This is a genomic window from Acinetobacter sp. YH12140 (assembly GCF_013418475.1).
Classification (GTDB): domain Bacteria; phylum Pseudomonadota; class Gammaproteobacteria; order Pseudomonadales; family Moraxellaceae; genus Acinetobacter; species Acinetobacter amyesii.
Genome location: NZ_VPBZ01000014.1, coordinates 1 through 22,499 on the forward strand (window position 1 = coordinate 1; position 22,499 = coordinate 22,499).

The 22,499-nt window shown below is 40.0% G+C and carries 19 protein-coding genes; 7 read left to right on the forward strand and 12 right to left on the reverse strand.

Features of this window, described 5'->3' with window-relative positions; all coding sequences use genetic code 11:
• Window positions 1-167: 167 nt before the first annotated feature.
• A complete protein-coding gene (locus tag FTU75_RS17045; RefSeq protein ID WP_168379531.1) occupies window positions 168-737 on the reverse strand; it encodes a peptidylprolyl isomerase in 570 nt (189 codons plus the stop codon).
• 101 nt (window positions 738-838) lie between these two features.
• Between FTU75_RS17045 and FTU75_RS17050 the strand changes: the two genes are divergently transcribed.
• The gene (locus tag FTU75_RS17050; RefSeq protein ID WP_180116556.1) at window positions 839-1,510 is read left to right on the forward strand and encodes an acetoacetate decarboxylase family protein; all 672 of its coding nucleotides are present in this window, start codon (window positions 839-841) and stop codon (window positions 1,508-1,510) included.
• 63 nt (window positions 1,511-1,573) lie between these two features.
• On the opposite strand, the gene FTU75_RS17055 is transcribed toward FTU75_RS17050, so the two are convergent.
• A complete protein-coding gene (locus FTU75_RS17055; protein ID WP_180116538.1) occupies window positions 1,574-2,644 on the reverse strand; it encodes an alpha/beta hydrolase in 1,071 nt (356 codons plus the stop codon).
• Between the two features lie 201 nt (window positions 2,645-2,845).
• Between FTU75_RS17055 and FTU75_RS17060 the strand changes: the two genes are divergently transcribed.
• Window positions 2,846-3,415 (forward strand): hypothetical protein, encoded by a 570-nt coding sequence (locus FTU75_RS17060; RefSeq protein WP_078194437.1) that lies wholly within the window; start codon window positions 2,846-2,848, stop codon window positions 3,413-3,415.
• 182 nt (window positions 3,416-3,597) lie between these two features.
• On the opposite strand, the gene FTU75_RS17065 is transcribed toward FTU75_RS17060, so the two are convergent.
• Complete coding sequence (locus FTU75_RS17065) at window positions 3,598-3,825, reverse strand: hypothetical protein (RefSeq protein WP_228144800.1); 228 nt, start codon at window positions 3,823-3,825, stop codon at window positions 3,598-3,600.
• A gap of 938 nt (window positions 3,826-4,763) precedes the next feature.
• On the opposite strand from FTU75_RS17065, the gene grpE reads away from it, so the two are divergent.
• The 4 genes from grpE to FTU75_RS17085 all read left to right on the forward strand — a co-directional run bounded on the left by grpE (window position 4,764) and on the right by FTU75_RS17085 (window position 8,988).
• On the forward strand, window positions 4,764-5,303 hold the full coding sequence (grpE, locus tag FTU75_RS17070) for a nucleotide exchange factor GrpE (protein ID WP_111885723.1): 540 nt from the start codon (window positions 4,764-4,766) through the stop codon (window positions 5,301-5,303).
• 120 nt (window positions 5,304-5,423) lie between these two features.
• Entirely contained in the window at window positions 5,424-7,364 is a 1,941-nt protein-coding gene (dnaK, locus tag FTU75_RS17075) for a molecular chaperone DnaK (protein ID WP_078194438.1), read from the forward strand.
• A gap of 215 nt (window positions 7,365-7,579) precedes the next feature.
• On the forward strand, window positions 7,580-8,491 hold the full coding sequence (locus tag FTU75_RS17080; RefSeq protein ID WP_180116539.1) for a matrixin family metalloprotease: 912 nt from the start codon (window positions 7,580-7,582) through the stop codon (window positions 8,489-8,491).
• 119 nt (window positions 8,492-8,610) lie between these two features.
• Complete coding sequence (locus FTU75_RS17085; protein ID WP_171263823.1) at window positions 8,611-8,988, forward strand: hypothetical protein; 378 nt, start codon at window positions 8,611-8,613, stop codon at window positions 8,986-8,988.
• 68 nt (window positions 8,989-9,056) lie between these two features.
• Here FTU75_RS17085 and erpA read toward each other — a convergent pair whose 3' ends face one another.
• The 4 genes from erpA to FTU75_RS17105 all read right to left on the reverse strand — a co-directional run bounded on the left by erpA (window position 9,057) and on the right by FTU75_RS17105 (window position 13,009).
• Window positions 9,057-9,392: an iron-sulfur cluster insertion protein ErpA gene (gene erpA, locus FTU75_RS17090; RefSeq protein ID WP_078194440.1), complete on the reverse strand. Its 336-nt coding sequence runs from the start codon at window positions 9,390-9,392 to the stop codon at window positions 9,057-9,059.
• Window positions 9,393-9,526: 134 nt separating this feature from the next.
• Window positions 9,527-10,534: a putative solute-binding protein gene (locus FTU75_RS17095; protein ID WP_180024958.1), complete on the reverse strand. Its 1,008-nt coding sequence runs from the start codon at window positions 10,532-10,534 to the stop codon at window positions 9,527-9,529.
• A gap of 202 nt (window positions 10,535-10,736) precedes the next feature.
• Window positions 10,737-11,747, reverse strand: a complete 1,011-nt coding sequence (locus FTU75_RS17100; RefSeq protein ID WP_078194442.1) for a putative solute-binding protein — start codon at window positions 11,745-11,747, stop codon at window positions 10,737-10,739.
• Window positions 11,748-12,004: 257 nt separating this feature from the next.
• On the reverse strand, window positions 12,005-13,009 hold the full coding sequence (locus FTU75_RS17105) for a putative solute-binding protein (RefSeq protein WP_180116540.1): 1,005 nt from the start codon (window positions 13,007-13,009) through the stop codon (window positions 12,005-12,007).
• A gap of 196 nt (window positions 13,010-13,205) precedes the next feature.
• On the opposite strand from FTU75_RS17105, the gene FTU75_RS17110 reads away from it, so the two are divergent.
• Window positions 13,206-15,143: an ATP-binding cassette domain-containing protein gene (locus tag FTU75_RS17110; RefSeq protein ID WP_180116541.1), complete on the forward strand. Its 1,938-nt coding sequence runs from the start codon at window positions 13,206-13,208 to the stop codon at window positions 15,141-15,143.
• A gap of 530 nt (window positions 15,144-15,673) precedes the next feature.
• On the opposite strand, the gene FTU75_RS17115 is transcribed toward FTU75_RS17110, so the two are convergent.
• From FTU75_RS17115 to dnaA, 5 genes are all read right to left on the reverse strand, one after another.
• A complete protein-coding gene (locus FTU75_RS17115) occupies window positions 15,674-16,051 on the reverse strand; it encodes a hypothetical protein (RefSeq protein WP_078194445.1) in 378 nt (125 codons plus the stop codon).
• Between the two features lie 170 nt (window positions 16,052-16,221).
• The gene (gene gyrB, locus FTU75_RS17120) at window positions 16,222-18,690 is read right to left on the reverse strand and encodes a DNA topoisomerase (ATP-hydrolyzing) subunit B (RefSeq protein WP_180116542.1); all 2,469 of its coding nucleotides are present in this window, start codon (window positions 18,688-18,690) and stop codon (window positions 16,222-16,224) included.
• A gap of 43 nt (window positions 18,691-18,733) precedes the next feature.
• Window positions 18,734-19,816 (reverse strand): DNA replication/repair protein RecF, encoded by a 1,083-nt coding sequence (gene recF / locus FTU75_RS17125; protein WP_180116543.1) that lies wholly within the window; start codon window positions 19,814-19,816, stop codon window positions 18,734-18,736.
• A gap of 23 nt (window positions 19,817-19,839) precedes the next feature.
• Window positions 19,840-20,988 (reverse strand): DNA polymerase III subunit beta, encoded by a 1,149-nt coding sequence (gene dnaN / locus FTU75_RS17130; RefSeq protein ID WP_180116544.1) that lies wholly within the window; start codon window positions 20,986-20,988, stop codon window positions 19,840-19,842.
• Between the two features lie 108 nt (window positions 20,989-21,096).
• Complete coding sequence (dnaA, locus tag FTU75_RS17135; protein ID WP_180005504.1) at window positions 21,097-22,482, reverse strand: chromosomal replication initiator protein DnaA; 1,386 nt, start codon at window positions 22,480-22,482, stop codon at window positions 21,097-21,099.
• Window positions 22,483-22,499 lie beyond the last annotated feature (17 nt).

A 22,499-nucleotide genomic window follows, 5' to 3' on the forward strand; every position in this document is an offset into this window, starting at 1 on the left:
TGCTCATTATAGGGCAATTTCTTACACGCGCAAGTGCTTTTCACTCACAAAGAACACGAGTGTTTTATTTTTATGCACCATTATGGTTCAAAAAACACACTTTACACACATAAATACATGATATTTATTACAAATATCATGTAAAATATTTTTCCTATTTTGTGCGCTTAGTTTTTTACAGGTGCTGCTTTAATCACCACACTCTGTATAACTACTGGGTTTACAGGGACATTCTGATGCATTCCATAGTTCGCAGTTGGAACTTTTACGATTTTATCGACGATGTCCATACCTTTAGTGACCTTACCAAAAACAGCATATCCCGCATTCATTGCACTTTTATTGAGAAAGTCATTGTCTGCAACATTAATAAAGAACTGACTACTTGCTGAATCAGGATGATTCATCCGTGCCATTGCCAATGTGCCGCGTTTATTGCTCAAGCCATTACTTGATTCATTCTTAATCGCCGCTTTTGTTGGCTTCTCCTGCATTTTGACATCCATGCCCCCACCCTGAACCATAAATCCAGGAATCACGCGATGAAAGATTGTACCGTTATAAAATTTTTCTTTTGCATAGCTTTCAAAGTTTTTTGCTGAGATAGGTGCCTTGTCATTGAATAGTTCAATTTCAATATTGCCTTGAGAGGTTTTCATTTCGACAATAGTATTGGCAGCAAAACTGCTTAAGCTCACACAGCCAAGTGCTACAGTAAATAAAATCTGTTTTAACATTTGCTAACTCTTCTGATTGATCTCGTACTTGTTATTGACTGTATATTAGTCTTTGATGATTAAAAAGTAATTATTCTGCCATTATTAAAACGAGAACAATGATGACGCAAATAATACCGTCGGACACTCCATTAACACATTTACCACCTTGGCAACTGCGTGGCGATGCTTTTATTTTAAATTATTGGCTCTCTCCGAGTTTTATCCAACAAGCGCAAATGTTCCGTTTAGCGACATCAGCTTTGGGTCGTGTGGTTCAGGTGTTATTGGTCCGATACCATGATTCGCCTGTGGGTCCTTATGACGAATTGCTGATTTTAGATCACCCTTTATGGAGTAAGAAAAGGTTAAGTTCGATACCTAAGATTTATGTTTCGACAGATATCTCTGTCATTCATGGCCAAAAACTCTGGGGTATTCCTAAAGAGTTGGCAAAGTTTGAATGGCAACAACATGACAATGAAGTAGTCTGTACTATAGAAGTTGAACAACAAAAGATGCAGATCCGTTTAAAAAAATCACGTTTACAGCGTTCTTTCTATATTAATAGTCATCATATCCCAGCAGCGATGTTGCAAATCAGACAAGCGTGGGAAGGTAAGCGCTATCAATTTTCACCGAAGTTTCGTGGACGGCTCTCTAAACTGAAACAGGTAGAATGGCACAACACGCAGGAGATTTTTCCTAATTTTGCCGAAGCACGATTATTGCAAAGCTTTTATGTCCCCGAATTTAGCCTCGTTTTTCCTGCTGCAAAAATCCAAGATAAATAACCCAATAAATAAAAACCCAGTGTTTCACGTGAAACACTGGGTTTACTTTATATAAAGGAATGATTAACTACGTTTATCCCAAAATTTACGGAACTTCGTACTGATCTCAATCACGTATTTTTTAGCTCGGTGCGAAACCGGGGTTAAGTTAATAAAGCCATGGGTTTGATCGGTATATTCTTGATAAAACACTTTTACCCCTTGCTGACGGAGTTTATGCGAATAAATTTCACCTTCGTCATGTAAAACGTCATGCCTTGCCGTCACGATATACGCAGGTGCGATACCTGCCAATTTTCCATAGGTTGGTGAAATTAATGGATCATCTAAGGCCACTGCATGTTGTTTCGCATATAAAGCCGTTACGACATCAATATCTTTTTCAGTCAGAACTAGACCATCTTTATAAGCATAGAAAGATGGGTGGCGACTCTTGAAATCCACTACTGGGTAAATTAATAGTTGAGCTTGCGGGGCAAAAACTTTTTGAGCACTGCGCTGTGCAACCGCAGTAGCAATATTGCCGCCTGCACTATCCCCTGCCACCGCAATTCGATTTTTTAGAATTTTAAACTGACGACTATTTTGATAAGTCCAAGCCAAGGCATCTTCACAACTTTGCATTAATTGAGCTGGGCTGGCCTCTGGCGTGAGTGGATAATCAATACTTAAAACTTGTGCTTTGGCATGCACGGCCAATAAACGACAAACTTCATCATGCGTGTCTAGACCACCCACCACAAAACCACCACCGTGATAGAACACGATCATCGGTAATTTTTTATTTGGAGCAGGATGATAATGACGCGCAAACAGCGTAGCACTTTGTAAAGGTAGACGTATATCTTGCACTTGTTTCACAAAGGTCGGATTGGTCTTGATCGACTCCATCTGTAAATCAAATAATTTACGAGACTTCACATAGTCTTCAGTCACAAAGCCTGACTTACCTTGCTTGAGTTGAGCCGCCATCATGCATTTCACCAGCGGATCTAATTCTGGAAAAATAAACGGATAATCGAGACGTTTTGCGAGGCTTTCTTTGGCAAAGTTAGGAAGACGATCAAGTAACCGAGCAGCCGTACCTTGGCCTTTATCTTTCATATTTTTAAGTGATTCATTCAATGCAAACATGCTCTATCCTTCGAATTATGCTCTTCATACTTTCTACATGATCTAGGTCAAATGTGACCATATTCACATATAAGTCTCAACATCGACATACATAGTACAAACCTAGTTAAGCTAATCTTCTTTTATAGAGTTGTCATTGACAATTTACCCAAGTTTTATGGGTTGATTATGCTAACCCATTCTCGATAAAGGATACTCACCATGGCTAAAAAGATCATCCTTCTGTCTTTTGCGACTGCTTTTTTGGCTGTAGGCTGCGTAGCATTCCCTGAAGATGGTTACTACGATGGACGTTATGATCAACGTTATGACCGCCGTTATGATCATAATGATCGACGCTATGACAATCGTTATGATCGCCGTTACGACAGTCGTTATGAACAAGACCGCCGTACATGGGAACGTCAGCAACAACAACGTAATCGTTTAGAGCTCGAACGTAGAAAGCAGCAACTTGACCAGCGTAACTGGGAACAAAATCGTAAAAATCAACAAGAGTGGGATCGTCGTAAAAACGAACTCGAACGTCAACGTCTAGAACAACAGCGTAAATACTCTGAAGCTGAACGTCGTAAACGTGCTGAACAAGATCGTCAAAAAGTCAGCAAAGAGCGTCAGCGCTTAGAAGAACAGCGCCGTAAAGCCAGTCAAGATCGTAGAAAACAAATTGAGCAAGAGCGCAAAAAAAATATTCAAGATTTAAGAAAGGCATCAGATCAACAACGTAAAGCGGCTGAAGAACGTCGTCGCGCGTGGGAAAATCGCCGTTAATTGTTGTTTTTGCAGATCGGTTAAAAGTAGAAAGCTCATCTACATGATGGGCTTTTTTTTCGTTCACTAAAAATAGAAAAGGTAAAAAAAAGCAATAGAAAAGAAAATAGACAGAAGAGGCATCCTATCTTCTGTCTATTCTTGACTGCCTGTTGTTACAGGTCAGAGAGCATTAAACAATCTTATTGCTGAACTGTAGGTTGCGGTGCAGGCGCAGATTGAACTTCAGCACCTTGAGCTGATGGATCTGCTTGAACCACAGCACCCGATTGCTCTGTCGTTACAGATGCTTCAGTTGCAGACGTTACTTGTGCGGTTTCTGGAGATTCTACAGTTTCTTGAGAAGTACAACCTACCGCAGCTAAACCAAAACCTAAAACTGCAACAGCGAATAAACCAATTTTTTTCATCTTCATTATTTCCTTCATTGAATCATTAAAAGCAAAGCTCAACTTTGCCCGAGTCATAATGGAAAATAATTCTGTGAAGTTCCCACCTTCTGAGTTGTACTTTGTACGAGGCACGGTACAGCTTATGAAATGTTTTATTAATTAGGCGGTTTTCTTTCATTTTAAGGCTTTACATCATTTTTTTAACTCAAGTGCTTTGTTTTTTATTAAAAAAATAACTATACATGGTTTTAAATAAAGCGTGATCTCAGCTTTTGAATACAACAAAGTCCAACAAAACTTGCAGCTCAGTTACTTAAGTGGCTGTTTTTATAAATTTCATGCAAAAAAAAGCCTGCTTATGAGAGAAGCAGGCCATGAAAAACACATTTGAAATAAATTAAGAAACTACAGCGATAGAATCTGAAATAAAGAATACTGTGCTGATCATTTTTTGTGAAATATTTAATAAAACTGATACTAAGAGTTTTTATGTATAAATATTAACCACTATTTTTTTGAGGCAAAAAAAATGCTGATTCTTGGGAAATCAGCATGGAAAAGTGTTTCTAAAATCTAGAGGTAGTCACCATATCCCTCTCTCCAGTGGATATGGTCACTTCCGATAGATAAATTATGCAAATTTTCAGGCACAAAGAGAAACCGTTAAAATTTATGATGAAAATCTATAAATCCGATCAAAATATGATTATACATTCAAATCAATAATTTATATTTTCATAGAATTTAATTTTGCAGTCGATATTTGGCTGAAAAACCATTTATTTGAATAAAAAATTGCATTTAATCGCTGACTTCGCTTGAATTTTTATACCCTGCCCCGATTTCTTTTATTAATCATGAATTCAAAACGCATGGCAGTTACGCATCGATGTCGTTTGAACGCACAGCTATAAGGACTGAACATGTTTAAGAACCCATTTAAACGGAGTAAATCAATGGCGACTGAGCAAAACCAAGACGCTCAAGATCTTCAACAAGAGCAAGCAGAACAGCAAACTCAAGCTGAAAACGAGCAAGCTGAAGTTTCAGTTGAAGATTTACAAGCACAAATCACCAATTTAGAAGAAAGCTTAAAACTTGAAAAAGCACGTACTGCAAATGCCGTATATGAAGCGCAAAAAAGTGTAGAGCGCATTCAACGCGAATCTGAAAAGCATAAAGATACTGTGCTGGAAAAATTTGCAAAACAATTACTTGAGTCAGTTGATAACCTTGAACGCGCGATTGCTGCGGCAGGTGATGAAAAATCAGGTTTATCTGAAGGTGTAGAACTTACACTGAAATCATTGCTCAGCACTTTAGAAAAATTTGGTGTGGTTGCTGTGGATACTGCAAATGGTTTCAATGCAGATCTTCATCAGGCTGTGGGCATCGATCCAAATGCCAAATCGAATGAAATTGGGACAGTATTGCAAAAAGGCTATAGTTTAAACGGTCGCCTATTACGCCCTGCTATGGTTATGGTTGGTGCATAAAGACAAATTTTATGAGACGAATTAAAAATTTTAACCAATATTACTTGAAAATTTTTGATTGGCTCTCATATCGGATAACAAGCGAAAACATCGTAAAAGAATTTTAGAGGAAACATCCAAATGGCGAAAATCATTGGTATTGACTTAGGTACTACAAACTCTTGCGTAGCAGTACTTGAAGGCGACAAAGTAAAAGTAATCGACAACGCTGAAGGCGCTCGTACAACCCCATCTATTATTGCGTATAAAGACGGCGAGATCCTTGTCGGTCAATCTGCTAAGCGTCAAGCAGTGACTAACCCTAAAAACACATTATTTGCAATCAAACGTTTGATCGGTCGTAAGTACCAAGACCAAGCTGTGCAAAAAGATATCGGCCTTGTACCTTACAAAATCATCAAAGCTGACAATGGCGATGCTTGGGTTGATGTAAACGACAAGAAACTTGCACCACAACAAATCTCTGCTGAAATCTTGAAAAAGATGAAAAAAACAGCTGAAGACTACCTTGGTGAAACAGTAACTGAAGCGGTAATTACTGTTCCTGCGTACTTTAACGATGCTCAACGTCAAGCGACTAAAGATGCAGGTAAAATTGCTGGTTTAGATGTTAAACGTATCATCAACGAACCAACAGCTGCTGCACTTGCGTTCGGTATGGACAAAAAAGAAGGCGACCGTAAAGTTGCGGTTTACGACTTAGGTGGTGGTACTTTCGACGTATCAATCATTGAAATCGCTGACCTTGATGGCGACCAACAAATCGAAGTGTTGTCTACAAACGGTGATACATTCCTTGGTGGTGAAGACTTCGATAATGCATTAATTGAATACTTGGTTGAAGAGTTCAAGAAAGAACAAAGCGTAAACTTGAAACAAGATCCGCTTGCACTTCAACGTTTAAAAGAAGCTGCTGAAAAAGCAAAAATCGAGCTTTCTTCTTCGAATGCAACAGAAATCAACCTTCCATACATCACAGCAGATGCGACTGGTCCTAAACACTTAGTGATCAACGTGACTCGCTCTAAACTTGAAGGTTTAGTTGCTGAATTGGTTGCTCGTACAATTGAACCATGTAAGATTGCACTTAAAGATGCAGGTCTTTCAACCTCTGACATCTCTGACGTAATCTTGGTGGGTGGTCAGTCTCGTATGCCACTTGTACAACAAAAAGTACAAGAGTTCTTCGGCCGTGAGCCACGTAAAGACGTGAACCCAGATGAAGCTGTAGCGATGGGTGCTGCGATTCAAGGTGCAGTACTTTCAGGTGATAAAACTGACGTACTTCTTCTTGACGTAACTCCGCTTACACTTGGTATTGAAACAATGGGTGGCGTGTTAACAGCGATCATTGAGAAAAACACGACGATTCCTGCGAAGAAATCTCAAGTGTTCTCAACTGCTGCAGACAACCAACCAGCTGTAGACATTTCAGTTTACCAAGGTGAACGTAAAATGGCTCAACAAAACAAATTGTTGGGTAACTTCCAATTGGGCGATATTCCACCTGCTCCACGTGGTGTACCACAAATTGAAGTATCATTTGACATCAACGCTGATGGTATCTTGAAAGTATCTGCAAAAGATAAGAGCACAGGTAAAGAGCAATCAATTCAAATTAAAGCTAACTCTGGTTTGAGCGATGCTGAAATTGAAGCGATGATCAAAGATGCTGAAGCGAATGCTGAAGAAGATCGTAAATTTGAAGAATTAGCGAAAGCACGTAACGAAGCTGATGCACTTGTTTCTTCTGCTCAAAAAGCAGTAAAAGATCTTGGTGAACAGGTAACTGCTGATGAGAAATCTGCAATCGATGCTGCTGTAGCTGAGCTCGAAGCAGCGACTAAAGAAAACGATGTAGATGCAATCAAAGCGAAAACTGAAGCACTTCAAAACATCATTATGCCGATCACTCAACGTGCTTATGAAGCTGCACAAGGTCAAGGCGGTGCTGAAGGTTTTGATCCTAACGCTTTCCAAGGCGCTGAAGGTCAAGCTCAAAAAGCAGATGACGGCGTTGTAGATGCTGAGTTCACTGAAGTAAAAGATGACAAAAAATAATTTGTCGCTTTAACTGAGTTTTTCAAAGCTCAAAAAGACCGCGCGAAAGCGCGGTTTTTTTTGTGGATGATTTTGTCTGCATCAGGCAATATTCAAATAACACGCTTAAGCTCAAACAGCCACATTCTTCTCGACTGCCAATCTGTCTAAACTTAGATTTGCATAGCACTAAATTTCAGTTAAATTAATGCAAAATAATCAAGTTTTGCGACGCTATGCGTTTGATTTTAATTATTGTTGTCATCGTTTTGAGTACTTGGTGGATCTTTCAAACCAAGCAGCATCCTCAACTGAAATTTAATTCAATTTCAGATCGAATTTTACACCCTCTCGATACCCGTTTGCGTTATCGGGTTGCTGATGTCGATCCGCGTTTTGGATTAAGCCAGCAACAAGTCATTCAACTTAGCGAAGAAGCCGCAGAGATATGGCATAAAGGGACACTCAAACCGTTATTTATCTATGACCCAAATGCACAACTGGCGATCCATCTAATTTATGATGATCGCCAAGAACAATACAATGCCTATAAGCAAGTCCAAAAGACCTTAGCCGCAGATAAAGCCCGTAATGATTTATATGCCGAGAACTTAGCAAATTCGAGAAAAGGTCTGGAGATGAATGAGCAACAGCTCCGATCAAAACAAGCCATGATCCGTGCGGAAATCGCACAGCTGTCGCAAGAACGTATGAATTGGAGCCGAATAGAGCATGCACAAGGCCCCAATATGCAACGCGTTGAAAGAGAACTTGAGCAAGTTAAAGCACAAGCGATGCAATTAGACCAAGAAATAGATCGATTTAATCAGCAAAATGATCAATTTAACCAACAAGTCTTAAGCTATAACCAGCAAATCGATCAATATAATGCAGGCGTGATACAAGCCAGTCAGCGCTTTCCTGCTCGAGAGTTTCATAAAGGTGTCTTTATGGGCGATCAGATTCAGATTTATCAATTTGATGCCGAAGATGATTTACGCCTTACCCTTGCCCACGAACTCGGACATGCTCTCGGCTTATCTCACCATAATGACCCTGCTGCATTAATGTACCCAATTTTAGGCGCGCAACAATTAGAAAACTTTAAACTGATGCCAGCAGACCAAGGCTTACTATATTATCGTTAGAACACCCTGAGCAAAAAAACCATACAATCTATAAGGATATTATAGGATTCACCAACAATAATTAGCATTTCATGTTATTGTTGATTTGCAATAATTCCCTTATATCAATGACATCTTACGTGGAGAGCAATGTGAGTTACTACCATATCTTAATTGAAGTGAATGACCACATCAGCACGATTGAACAAACCCGTGATATTGAGATTTTTGATATTACAGACATTCAACCTTATCTCCATGCGGTACTTTTACCCTTTTTTAATGAGCAATTAATTGAGCTCGAAGACGAAAATCTTGAGTTTAAAGATGTCTTGCATTTACAGGTCAAACAAACCCTATTGCCGATCCGTGACCTCATCGAAGAAGAACAACGCCTGCTTCCGAGTGATACCGATGTCACCATTACGGCATATGAAATTTTTAATAATTATCAATTGACTCAAGACGTGACTACCGTAATTTTAGATCTATTAGAAGCACTAAAATTTGAAGCCTAATATCGATTTTAAACATTAAAAAAGCCCTCTAAATGAGGGCTTTTTTATGGCTCAATTCATCATCGCGATTAGATCGAGAATGAAGATCCACATCCACACGTGGTTGTCGCATTCGGGTTTTGAACCACAAATCGAGAACCTTCAAGACCTTCAATATAGTCGACTGTTGAACCAACTAAATATTGATAGCTCAGTGAATCAACCAACATCTTCACATCACCATTGATAAATTCAGCATCATCTTCGTTTTGGCTTTCAGCAAAATTAAACCCATATGAGAAACCTGAACAACCACCACCAGTCACATATACACGTAACATAAGGTCTTGATTACCTTCACTCTCACGCAATTGGCGTACTTTATTGGCAGCATTGTCAGTCAGCACAAGTGCTTGAGCATTCATGATGGATTCCTCTGAGTCATTGGGGTGTCTTTAAAAAGAAAAGACCATATTTCAAGTATAACATACTCAATATATGGTCAGTCTTCACAGTTTAAAGTTAAATCAGAGTATTTTTCTCAAGATTCATTTAAAACTTATTTATAGTTTTCTTCCTGTAATGCGCATTCGAAGTTTTTAGGGTCTTGTTTACAGCGGAATTGCCATAATAATTTCATCATTCGCTTATCGTAGATACCACGTTTAGTCAAATCGATACGCGCTTCACGCATCATTTTTTGATAACCAGCTTTGTCTGCTGTTGGAACATCCATCCAATATTTGGCTGGAATTTCTGACTTCATTTTTCCTAAAATGGTGAATGCACGAGGTAATTGTGTTTTGACCCAATCACGTGATTTTTGTCCATAACCTGCAGGGAATTTATCTGGGCGAATAATGATATTTCCCGTGACTTGTAAAATTGGATAATTGACGATTGCGCCTTTGCTGCCTAAACCTTTATGTAATTCTAATGGTTTGAACACCGCAGCAGGTGCCCCAATTATATCTACCTGACCATTGTTAAATTTGGCGCCAAAATTGGTTACATCAGCACTGACTGCTTGAGCTCCGACCTGCTGCACCATAATTTTCTGTGCTTCATCGTAGTCAAGCACCGCAATTTTTTTACCTGCGGCTTTAGCGACAGTATTAATACTTCGGTCATTCACTAACAGATAGGCATCACCAACAGGTATCACACCTGCCACTTCATATTTACTATTGACCATGCTCTTAGCAAATGTTGGACTTGCAAGGCCTTGCATAACTTTTACGGCCAATTTCAAATCTGGAATCGCACCAATGGCATCTAAAGAACCGGTAAAATTATTGAATTGGCGACCACGCATACCAGTAACACTAATCCCATCACATTTACCGGCTTTAAAATCTTCTGCAATCACCGCTTCATTTTGACCGACGCGGAGCTCAATGTCTGCGCCCCAGTTTTTTGCCGCCAATTGATAATCTTTCATCAGGGTAAAAACATCACCATTTTTACCGACCAAATCAAATACGCATACCACTTGCTTCGCTTGAGCTACGCCATTTACCGCTATTAATGCAGCAGCAACACTCAATGCCTTTGTCCATTGTTTCATACTGACTTTCCTTGTTTTTTACTGTTTTTGTTTTTAACCATTTTTTGAATTTTGGGTCATGCTGAGTTCGATTCAATTGACTCACAGCCCACGATTTGAATTTAGATTACCTGAATATTTTGCTGACTCAATGGCGAGAATGACCTATAAATTTGCAAAAAAAAGCCTGGATAAATCCAGACTTTTTTCTTTAAATATCAACTTATTCGCCGCCAAGTGAACATTCAAAATTGGCTTTATCGACAGAACAACGTGCCTTTTTCAAAACAGACATCATGCCTGCATCATAAATGCCACGCTTCGTCATATCCATACGACCTTCACGCAGTAATTTTTGATATTTGGTTTTATCTTCTGCACTTAGGTTAAGTTTATATTTCGCAGGAATACCCGCTTCTAGACGGTTAATCATCGCGATACTCTTCGGTAAGTGTTTCACAAACCAATCACGAGATTTTTGACCAAAGCCAGCTGGGAACTGATCAGGACGAATAATAAAGTCCGCAGTCACTTGTAAAACTGGGAAGTTAAACATCGCACCATTGGTACCTAAACCTTTATAGATCTCTAATGGTTTGTAGGCATATGCAGGCGCACCCACCATATCCACCTGACCATTATTAAACTTCGCCACAAAGTTAGATACATCTGAAATCACAGCTTGAGCGCCGACACGTTGCACCATAATTTTTTGTGCTTCGTCATAGCCTAATACTGCAAACTTTTTACCTGCTGCTTTTTCAATTGAGTCAATTTTCTTGTCTTTGACAAAGATGAATGCTGAACCCAGTGGGGCAATACCCGCCACTTCGTATTTTTTACCACCTAGATTGCTGACCATTTTTGCAGCATTACGTTGGTCTAATGCAAAGGTAATCGCACGTTGCGCAATCGCATTGCTCGGTGCGCCACCCAGCGCATCAATAGAGCCTGCAAATTTATTGTACTGACGCGCACGCATCGCCGTCATAAATACGCCGTCACATTTACCTGCTTTAAAGTCATTGTCGGCTACTGCTTCATCTTGACGCGGAATTAAGTTAATTTCAGCACCCCAGCCTTTTGCTGCAAGCGCCCATTCCTGAGCCATTTGATATGACTCGCCTGACTTACCCAGTAAGTCAAATACACAGATATCTACTTTTGCTGCCTGAGCTGAACCAGCAAAGCCAATTGCAGCAAATGTAGCCAATGATAGGAGCGTTTTTTTCATTCTATTTTCCTTTCAAATCTTTTTATGGTTCAGAGGTGTCCTTACACAAGCCCGATATTAAGCAAGTTAAATTAAAAAAAATAGAGCATTTACTCCATTTATTTATGTCATTTTGGCATATTCTGTTTTTCTGTGATGCATATCACTTTTTATTCAAAGTTAAATTATAAATATAATCATCATCTTATATTTGCAAAAATGGCTTTTTACATTTACAGCGATTGCATCAAAATTTACAAAGAAATACAGAAAAAAGCTTATTCACCCGCCACTGAACACTCAAAATTGGTGCGCTCAATCGTACAACGGGCTTTTTTCAGTACCGTCATCATAGTGGAGTCATAGATCCCTTGTTTGGTTAAATCCATCCGTCCTTCACGCAATATTTTCTGATACTTCAACTGATCATCTTTGCTGAGATTCATCTTATATTTGGCAGGAATTTCAGCTTCCATACGTTTCACCATGGCAAAACTTTTTGGTAATTGCTTAACAAACCATTGCCGAGAAGGCTCTGCAAAACCTTCTGGGAATTTATTATTACGAATAATCAAGTCTGCCGTGACATTCACCACAGGAAAATTCACCATCGCCCCAGTAGTACCTAAGCCTTTTGAAATTTCGAGTGGTTTAAAGGCATAAGCCGGTGCAGCCACAATTTCAACTTCAGCCTGATTAAACTTGCGAATAAAATTAGAAATTTCTGACATCACTGGCACAGCGCCAACACGGTCTACCATCACTTTTTGCGCATAGTCATAATGTAAAATGGCAAATTTTTTACCTTCAGCTTTTTCTAAATTATTGATATTGCGATCACGGACAAAAATGTAGGCTGAACCAATTTGCCCGATCCCTGCCACTTCATAACTATCTTTGCCTAGATTGCTAATCAGTCGTTTACTGTTCCGTTTATCTAAGACATAGGTAATGGCTTTTTGTGCGATAGTATTATTCGGTACACCGCCAATGGCATCAATCGAACCAGCAAATTTGTTATACGCACGTGCCCGCATCGAGGTCATATAAAATGCGTCACATTTCCATTCTTTAAAATCTTTATCGACTTTGGATTCATCTTGATATGAAATCAGTTGAACTTGTGCTCCCCATGCCTTACTGGCCAGAGACCACTCTTCCATCAGCTTATAAGATTCCCCCGCTTTTCCAAGTAAATCGAACACACAAACCTTCTGATTGGCATAGCTTTGTGCAGACATCACACCTGAAAGAAGCGATAAAATTAAAATTCCTTTTCTCATTTTTTATATTCCCAATATGTTTTATTAATCCATTTAAAACAACAACTTGAAATATTTTTTTAATACTATAGCCCTTTCAATATACCTAAATACGTGGAATCTGTCACATTTTTTCAGATGGTTGCGATGCTTTGTTTTTTCTTTTGCAAAGCCATCCATTAGAATAGCCCCACATTCTTCTTGTTTAGTTAGTTCCATGATTCAGTTAGACCAACTTTCCATTCGTCGCGGTGGGCGTGTTTTATTTCAAAAAGCATCTATGCAATTGCATCCAGGCTGGAAAATCGGCTTAACCGGTGTAAATGGTGCGGGTAAATCCACTCTTTTTTCTGCGCTTTTAGGTGGAATGGAATCTGATGGTGGTTCATTAACTCGTCCTGCGGTATGGACCGTCGCGCATATGGCACAAGAAATCAAAGCACTCGATATGAAAGCGATTGATTTCGTTCTTTCAGGCGATGAAGAATATTGGGAAATACAACATAAACTTGAACATCCAGAACAATTAGACAATGAAGCGTTGGCACACTTATATGGCCGATTTGATGAAATCCATGGCTATACAGCTCCATCCAAAGCCTCACAACTGATGGCCGGCCTGGGTTTCTTTGAACATCAGTCCCAGCTCAATGTTTCAAGCTTTTCAGGTGGTTGGCGTATGCGTTTAAACCTTGCGCGTACCCTGATGAGCCGTTCCGACCTCTTATTACTCGATGAACCAACCAACCACTTAGACTTAGATGCGATTTTGTGGTTAGAAGATTGGTTAAAAGCTTACGAAGGTACACTAATCTTGATTTCACATGACCGTGATTTCTTAGATGCGGTGACTGATCATATTTTACATATCGAAAATCAAGAGCTGACACTTTACACCGGCAACTATTCGACCTTTGAACGCACCCGCTCTGAGCGCTTGGCACAACAACAACAAGCCTATGAAAAGCAGCTTGAAACCCGTGCGCATCTCCAAAAATTTATTGACCGTTTTAAAGCCAAAGCGACTAAAGCTAAGCAGGCTCAAAGCCGTATTAAACAATTAGAACGCATGCAGGAACTTTCTGCGGCGCATGTCGATACACCATTTACCTTTAGTTTCCGTGAACCGACCAAAATGAGTTCACCACTGCTGCAAATGGAACACGCAGATATTGGCTATGGCGACAAACTGATCGTGACCAATGTAAACCTGCAAATTACCCCAACCAGCCGAATTGGTTTACTCGGGATGAATGGTGCGGGTAAATCAACCTTAATTAAATCGTTAGTTGGTGACCTTCCTTTATTACAAGGGACGCGCAAAGCCTCTGAACTGTTGAATATTGGCTATTTTGCTCAGCATCAAATGGATGCTCTAGATGGCAATGCCAGCCCGATGTTGCAACTATCTCGAATTGCTGACAAAAAAATCAGTGAAGCTGCATTACGTTCATTTTTAGGCAGCTTTGGTTTTAGTGGCGAACGCATGGATACACCAAGTGAAGGCTTTTCAGGCGGTGAACGAGCACGATTAGCTTTGGCTTTGATTGTTTGGCAACGTCCCAATGTTTTAATTCTAGATGAACCTACCAACCATTTAGACCTTGATATGCGTCATGCCCTAACTATGGCATTACAAGATTTTGAAGGCGCTGTGGTTTTGGTTTCGCATGAACGTCAATTGATTGCCAGCGTTTGTGACGAATTATTGTTGGTACATCATGGGAAATGTCGCGAATTTGATGGTGACCTCGTGGCTTATGCCGATTGGCTGCGTCAAGCGCGGATCGACATGATGAAAAATAGCCAACAAGCCCCTACTCCCATCAAATCTCAAGTTGAAACTAAACCGACGATTTCCAAAGTCGATAAAGAAGCTCAGCGCAAAGAAGCTGCACGTCAGCGTGAATTGACCCGCCCGATTCGTAAAAACATTGAAAAAAATGAAGCGCAAATCAGCAAAATTCAGCCACGCTTAAACGAAATCGAGGAATTATTAGCAGACAGTGCTTTATATGAAGCCAGTCGTAAAGATGACTTACTCAAACTAATGAATGAGCAAACAGAATTAAAAGCCAAACTTGAATCTGTCGAAGAGCAAATGCTTGAATTAATGATGGAATTAGAAGAAATGGAAAGTAGTTTTGAGGCTTAATTTAAAAAGCAAAACCCTAGATTTCCATTATTAAGAAAACCTAACTTAAGCTCAAAAAATCAATCGCCGCGTAATTTAAATGTTCCACGGCGATTTTTTATTTATACTTCACAATAATAATCACACTATAAATCTAAAAAATATTTAAAAAATCGAATGTTCATATCCAACTGGTTATTACATTGTTAAAGCATTTCTATTCGGAAAGAAACTAAAAATTGAGCGATAGCTTTTACCCCACTCTCACAAATGAATTCAAAAGTCTGCTTCACATCAAATACATTGCCATAGTTATCCACAAAAACTACTTTTAAATTCAAATCTTAGTTTTAAATTCATTTTTTATTTTTTAAATTCAAAACATCGAACCACCTTTTTATGGATAAATATTTTTAAATGATGTTATCCACAATTATAAATGACTTTGATGTTGAACACTATTAAATGTGAAAATTCACAAAACTTATCCACATTTGCAAGATGGATGCATTTTATCTCCACTCACGACATCAATTTAAACTTTTTATTGTTTAAGATAAGGCAGAAGGATGGGCTTTTTTTGCCTTTAAAAAACGTAATTCTTGTATTTTCCAGGTCTGATCAAAATGCCAGATTTCCTGTATTTGCTGCTGTGTTTCGGCTAAACCAATTAAAATTTTGCACTCAGTTTGGTCACGATTAAACTCATAATCTTCAAATTCTACGTCTGGTTTTTGTGGTTTCCAAACCCCATTTTTCACTGCATGTGCAATACGTTCATAGCGGACATAATTACTTTCGACACGCCCGTCTTGCTCATAAACCACCTTAAAGTGCTCATCTTCATATTCGGCTAAAACGGTATAATTTCCGGTAAAAAATGCATTTACCCAGATGTCACGAATGTGTTCAAGTTGATTGTCCATCATATATAGACCTCTTATTTTTAGCTGCTAAGTTCAATTTGATTTGAGCTTAGCATCAGAATAAGTCAATTTTATAAAACACAAATTGGCGATTTAATATTCAATTTTATTTAAGATAGCATAAAAAAAAGCACTCCCAAGAGTGCTTTTTTGAATGATTCTGTAATCAGAATTTAAGCATCAATATCCGCATTTAACGCATTTTCTTCAATGAAAGCACGACGTGGTTCCACATCATCACCCATCAAGCAAGAGAACATACGATCAGCTTCAATCGCATCCTGTACCGTTACTTGCAGCATGTTACGGTTCTCAGGATCCATTGTAGTTTCCCAAAGCTGTTCAGCATTCATCTCACCCAAACCTTTATAGCGCTGAATCATCATGCCACGGCGTGAGTCTTGTAAGATGTTTTGCCAAACCTGATGGAAGCTGCTCACTGGAAGTTTGCGCTCGCCTTTTTGTAGGTAAGCACCTTCTTCCAATAAGGTGAACCAACTCTTCGAATTTTTGAGTAAACGCGCATATTCACCTGAACCCAATAGACCTGAATCTAACAAGTATTGGTGCGGTAAATTATGAACATAGATGGTAATACGCGGGAAATAGGTCGCTGACTTATTGCCTTCAGTATCTTCATGCTCAAAAGTTTCTAAGCTTAATTCAGGACGTAGGCTTGGTTGAGTTTTCTCTATATTGGCACGTAGCTGCTCACCCCAAGTCTGTACATAGTCTTGGTTATTTGCTTGATCTAACTTAAATCCTTCTACTGCCAATAAACCATCCAACACACTTGCAGGATAACGTACAGTCAGACGATGCAAGCTCTTTTGAGAGGTTTGATAATCCGCAATCACACCCGCTAAAGCCTCACCACGTATGGCAGGTGCTTCTGCACTGATGTGTAATTCAAGCTCATCAATTGCATTTGAAATCAGGTAAGTCTCAAGCGCATCATTATCTTTGATGTACTGTTCTTGCTTGCCTTTTTTCAGCTTATACAACGGTGGCTGTGCAATATAAATATAACCACGCTCCACAAGTTCTGGCATTTGACGGAAGAAGAAGGTCAACAGTAGCGTACGAATGTGCGAACCATCGACGTCGGCATCGGTCATGATGATGATTTTGTGATAACGCAGTTTGTCTGGGTTATATTCCTCACGGCCAATACCACAGCCTAAAGCGGTAATCAACGTTCCCACTTCTTGTGAAGAAATCATCTTGTCAAAACGTGCACGTTCCACGTTGAGGATTTTACCTTTCAGCGGCAAAATCGCTTGCATCTTACGGTTACGGCCCTGTTTTGCAGAACCGCCCGCAGAGTCACCTTCGACTAAGTAAAGTTCAGACAATGCAGGATCTTTTTCCTGACAATCGGCCAATTTACCTGGCAGGCCTGCAATATCAAGCGCACTCTTACGACGAGTCATTTCACGTGCTTTACGCGCTGCATCACGCGCACGTGCTGCATCAATAATTTTGCCTGCAATCGATTTAGCAGCTTGTGGATTCTCTAAAAGATATTCAGAGAACGATTTATTCATGGCTTGTTCAACCGCAGTTTTCACTTCGCTCGACACCAATTTTTCTTTGGTTTGCGAAGAGAATTTTGGATCAGGCACTTTCACCGAAACAATTGCAGTTAAGCCTTCACGCGCATCATCACCAGAAACCGCCACTTTCTCTTTTTTGAGTAAGTTTTCGCTTTCCATGTAGCTGTTTAAGCCACGGGTTAATGCAGCACGGAAACCCGCTAAATGCGTACCGCCATCTTTTTGTGGAATGTTATTGGTAAAGCAACGAACATTTTCCTGATAAGAATCGTTCCACTGCAATGCAACTTCTACACCAATGCCATTATCGGCTTGAGTAGTGAAGTGGAAGATATCATTCAGATGGGTTTTGCCTTGGTTAATATATTTTACAAACTCAGACAAACCACCTTCATAGTCATAAACGTGTTCTAAATTGATACGTTCGTCACGTAGTACAATTCGCACACCTGCATTCAGGAAAGATAATTCACGTAAACGACGCGCCAAAATATCGACATTAAAAATCGTTTGACTGAAGGTTTCAGCACTTGGCCAGAAACGTATACGTGTACCTGTACGATCTGTCTCACCCACCACTTTTAATGGATACACGGAATCACCGTGTTTATATTCTTGCTGGTGGATTTGACCCGCACGATGAATGGTTAATTCGAGCTTACTTGAAAGCGCATTCACCACGGATACACCTACACCGTGTAGACCGCCTGAAACTTTATAGCTGTTATCGTCAAATTTACCGCCCGCATGCAGAATCGTCAAAATCACTTCTGCTGCAGAAACACCTTCTTCTGGGTGAATGTCGGTAGGAATACCACGACCGTTATCCGATACGCTTACAGATTCATCTTCATGAATGGTGACTTGAATTTCGTCACAATGACCTGCCAACGCTTCATCAATTGAGTTATCGACAACTTCAAACACCATGTGGTGTAGGCCAGTACCATCGTCAGTATCACCAATATACATGCCCGGACGCTTACGTACAGCGTCTAGACCACGTAATACTTTGATGCTAGAGGAATCATAAGCTTTTTCTATGGTTTGTTCTGTTTGAGAAGCAGCTTGATCTTCTGAACTCATGGTTTCTCCCTAGTGAAAAATAGGTCTATCCAAAGGTGGTATTTCATTGCACAACAGCCTGCACCGTACCATTTTCAACTTTGAATAATTGATAAGAAATAGATAAATCATGTAAGTGTTTTTGCACTGAATCATGGTCTAAAGTGGTAATAAAAACTTGACTACCAAGATGGCTTAAACGCTCAATTAAACGCTGTTGTGCGGTTAAATCTAATTCTGCTGTCAGATCATCTAATAATACCACAGTTTCCTTATTACAAGCATGTAGCATTGCAATCTGTGACAGTTTTAACGCCATGATCAATAACTTTTTTTGCCCACGAGAGAGCACAACATCTGCATCACCCATAGTGGTTTTTAACCTTAAATCTGCACGGTGCGGACCATACTCAGTATAGCCACGTTCGCAGTCTTTAAAGTGCTGATTGGTCAGATCATTCAGCAGTCCTGTTTCAGCATGAAAGCCTGCACTATATTCCAATGTCACTGTTAAATCAGGCAATAATGCTTCAAGATCTTGTTGGAAATATCGAGTCCACTGTTCCACCACATTGCTGCGTAGACTATGTAATATCTCACCATAGTCACTGAGCATTTTGTTCCACGGTTCTAAGTCAGACAGACTCAAATGACGTCGTGATTTCAGTAAACTATTCCGCTGTTTTAATGCCCGTGCATAATATTGCCATGCATGGTAAAACTCCGGTTCCACGTGGAACATCAACCAATCTAAAAGTTGACGTCGTGGCTTCGCACCATGATCAATGATATCGGTACTTTGTGGATCGATGAGTTGTAGCGGTAAAATCTTAGCCAACTGCCCTTGTGTCCCCACTAGGTCGCCATTGACTTTAATCACTTGCTCGCCCGACTGCATTTTTTGCATACCAATGCGGTCTGTTGCAGACTGCGCAAAGACAACAGCGTCAGGGCTATTATTTTGAATATAGTTTTTCGGAATATGGGTTCGAAAAGAACGTCCCGTTGCCAGCAAATGTACTGCTTCTAATACAGACGTTTTACCTGAACCATTTTGCCCATAAAAGACATTAAACGGCTGCAACCCAGAGAGTGCAACCGTCTTTAAATTTCGAACACGTTCTACATGTAAACGCGTGATATGCATAATAATTGAGACGTCAGTCCGAATTAAACACGCATTGGCATCACAACATAGGTTTGATCTTGTTGCTGTGGATCTTGTACCAATACCGACTGGTTCGCTTCTGTCATGGTCATTGCAACATCATCACCATCCAATACATTCAGAACTTCCAATAAGTACTGTGCATTAAACGACATTTCCATCGGTGCATCTGCATATTGAATCGCAAGATCTTCGATTGCTTCATCTTGCTCAGGGTTATTGGCACGAAGTTGTAAAGTGTCCGCATCAAACTTCAAGAATACGCCGCGCAATTTTTCATTACTCAAAATTGCAACACGTTGTAGCGATTGCTTGAAAACATCATGTGCAATGCGCACGTTTTTATCGCCACCACGTGGAATCACACGGCGGTAGTCTGGGAATTTACCATCGATCAATTTTGTGGTGAAACGTACGGTAATATCACCCTGCTCTTTATCACGGCTGGCAATGGTAATTGTTACATTTAATAATTCACGACCAATCAACAACGATAATTGCTCATCTTCAACACTCAATAAACGCTGCAATTCCCCTACGGCTTTACGTGGAACAATCGCTTGCATTGCTTGTGTCGCATTCGAGCTTGCCGCTGTTTCACACATCGCCAAACGGTGACCATCGGTCGTTACTGCACGCAATTGATTTTCATCAATTTCAAGCAAAGTACCCGTCAAATAAAAACGTACATCTTGAACCGCCATGGCAAAAGATGTTTTTTCAAATAAACGCTTTAACTCACGCTGAGTCACACCAACTTGAGTGCCGTGAGTATTTTCAGTGGTTAATAATGGATAGTCTTCAGCAGGCAAAGTACCCAATACAAAACGACTGTTTCCAGATTTTAAAATACAACGTTGGTCTTCAGTAATTTGCAAATCAATCAATGCCGCTGACGGTAATGATTTACAGATATCCATCAGTTTACGCGCAGGAACTGTCGTTACCCCTGCTTGTAAACAAGCACCGTCTGCCAGCGGTGTACTCGCAACCAATTCTACTTCAAGGTCAGAACCTGTAATGGTCAATGCTTGCTCAGTAACCTGTACTTTGACATTGGATAAGATATTTAAGGTATGGCGACGCTCAACCGCTCCTACGACATGTGACAGAACATTCAGTAAGCTTTCTTTCGCGATTTTTAAACGCACAATACATTCCTCTAAAAACTGAAGACAGACAAAATAAATTAATTTTTTAGCAGTGTACTATGCGGCAGAATATACCGCATTGCAAGAACAGAATTTGAACAAAAAGACTTAACTTTGCAGCAGACGTTGCAAGTTTTTATAGTCCTCATTGAAGATTGGATCTTCTTCACGTAGGCTTTGTACTTTTTCACAGGCATGCATCACAGTACTGTGGTCACGATTACCAAAAGCCATACCAATTTCAGGGAAACTATCCCCTGTCAGCTCACGTGCTAACCCCATAGCCAACTGACGTGGACGTGCATAAATACGTGTACGTTTTGGGCCAACCAATTCTTTGAGTGGAATACGGAAATATTCACTCACTACACGCTGAATATTTTCAGTACTAATGGTACGTGCACGAATCGCCAACACATCTTTTAATGATTCACGCACCACATCAAGATCGATAGGGGTACCTTTAAAACGAGAAATGGCTACAACTTTATTCAGCGCACCTTCTAGTTCACGAACATTGGCAACCACTTGTTGAGCAATAAACAGCGCACAATTACGTGGAAGTTCCACGCCATTGCTTTCCGCTTTTTTCAGTAAAATTTCAATACGGGTTTCAATATCAGGCGGTTCAACACCCACCGATAAGCCCCACGAAAAACGTGAAACCAAACGTGGATCCAACTCAGTCAGTTCTTTTGGATAACGATCCGAAGTTAAAATGATTTGCTTAGATTCATCTAATAACGCGTTGAAGGTATAGAAAAACTCAACCAAGCTGGCCTCTTTACCCGCTAACAAATGAATATCATCCACCAATAACAAATCTAACGAACGACAATTTTTCTTGAATTCTTCGACCTTACCTTGCTGTAGAGAGCTCACAAAGTCTTGTACAAAACTTTCAGCCGTCATGTACATCACACGTGCATTCGGCTTCGCTTGTAATAATGCATTACCTACGGCTTGCATTAAATGGGTTTTACCTAAACCAGTCGGTCCATATAAAAATAAGGGGTTATGCTGTGAAGCACCGGGCTGCGTCAAGACTTTACGACAGGTTTCTGCCGCCATCTGATTGGAACGGCCTTCAACAAACAAGGAAAAGGTAAATAATGGGTTAAGCTGACGCTTACGGTTATTTTTTGAAGACGTCTCTTCTTTTTCTTTTTTAGGACGAGTCGGTGCCGACACTTGTGGCGTTGACTCTAATGCTGCGGTGGTTGTTGCTGGTTGCTCAGCTGCAGATAAAATTGCACCAGGCCGTGAATCAACCAAAATCTCGACTTTACGTACCCGACCTTCAGACAACTGTTCCGCTAAAATTGAAATCAGTTCTAAATGATGCTCTTGAATATAGCGTGTCCAATACGGATTCGGTGCATAGAGTTTTAGACTATCACCTGCATCTTCTGCCACTAGTGGGCGTATCCACATTGTATAGACATTTCCTGAAAGCTCTTGTCGCAAGCGAGTTAAGCAGTCTGTCCAAAGCATGTGAAACCCCTATTTCA

Bases quoted from the DNA above. Each gene is read 5' to 3' on its own strand.
- recF (WP_180116543.1), bottom strand. From the start codon at position 19,816: ATGCATATCACGCGTTTACATGTAGAACGTGTTCGAAATTTAAAGACG.
- dnaA (WP_180005504.1), bottom strand. From the start codon at position 22,482: ATGCTTTGGACAGACTGCTTAACTCGCTTGCGACAAGAGCTTTCAGGA.
- FTU75_RS17060 (WP_078194437.1), top strand. From the start codon at position 2,846: ATGGCTAAAAAGATCATCCTTCTGTCTTTTGCGACTGCTTTTTTGGCT.
- FTU75_RS17065 (WP_228144800.1), bottom strand. From the start codon at position 3,825: ATGAAAAAAATTGGTTTATTCGCTGTTGCAGTTTTAGGTTTTGGTTTA.
- FTU75_RS17105 (WP_180116540.1), bottom strand. From the start codon at position 13,009: ATGAGAAAAGGAATTTTAATTTTATCGCTTCTTTCAGGTGTGATGTCT.
- FTU75_RS17095 (WP_180024958.1), bottom strand. From the start codon at position 10,534: ATGAAACAATGGACAAAGGCATTGAGTGTTGCTGCTGCATTAATAGCG.
- dnaK (WP_078194438.1), top strand. From the start codon at position 5,424: ATGGCGAAAATCATTGGTATTGACTTAGGTACTACAAACTCTTGCGTA.
- erpA (WP_078194440.1), bottom strand. From the start codon at position 9,392: ATGAATGCTCAAGCACTTGTGCTGACTGACAATGCTGCCAATAAAGTA.
- FTU75_RS17115 (WP_078194445.1), bottom strand. From the start codon at position 16,051: ATGATGGACAATCAACTTGAACACATTCGTGACATCTGGGTAAATGCA.
- FTU75_RS17055 (WP_180116538.1), bottom strand. From the start codon at position 2,644: ATGTTTGCATTGAATGAATCACTTAAAAATATGAAAGATAAAGGCCAA.
- gyrB (WP_180116542.1), bottom strand. From the start codon at position 18,690: ATGAGTTCAGAAGATCAAGCTGCTTCTCAAACAGAACAAACCATAGAA.
- FTU75_RS17110 (WP_180116541.1), top strand. From the start codon at position 13,206: ATGATTCAGTTAGACCAACTTTCCATTCGTCGCGGTGGGCGTGTTTTA.
- FTU75_RS17045 (WP_168379531.1), bottom strand. From the start codon at position 737: ATGTTAAAACAGATTTTATTTACTGTAGCACTTGGCTGTGTGAGCTTA.
- FTU75_RS17080 (WP_180116539.1), top strand. From the start codon at position 7,580: ATGCGTTTGATTTTAATTATTGTTGTCATCGTTTTGAGTACTTGGTGG.
- grpE (WP_111885723.1), top strand. From the start codon at position 4,764: ATGGCGACTGAGCAAAACCAAGACGCTCAAGATCTTCAACAAGAGCAA.
- FTU75_RS17050 (WP_180116556.1), top strand. From the start codon at position 839: ATGACGCAAATAATACCGTCGGACACTCCATTAACACATTTACCACCT.
- FTU75_RS17100 (WP_078194442.1), bottom strand. From the start codon at position 11,747: ATGAAAAAAACGCTCCTATCATTGGCTACATTTGCTGCAATTGGCTTT.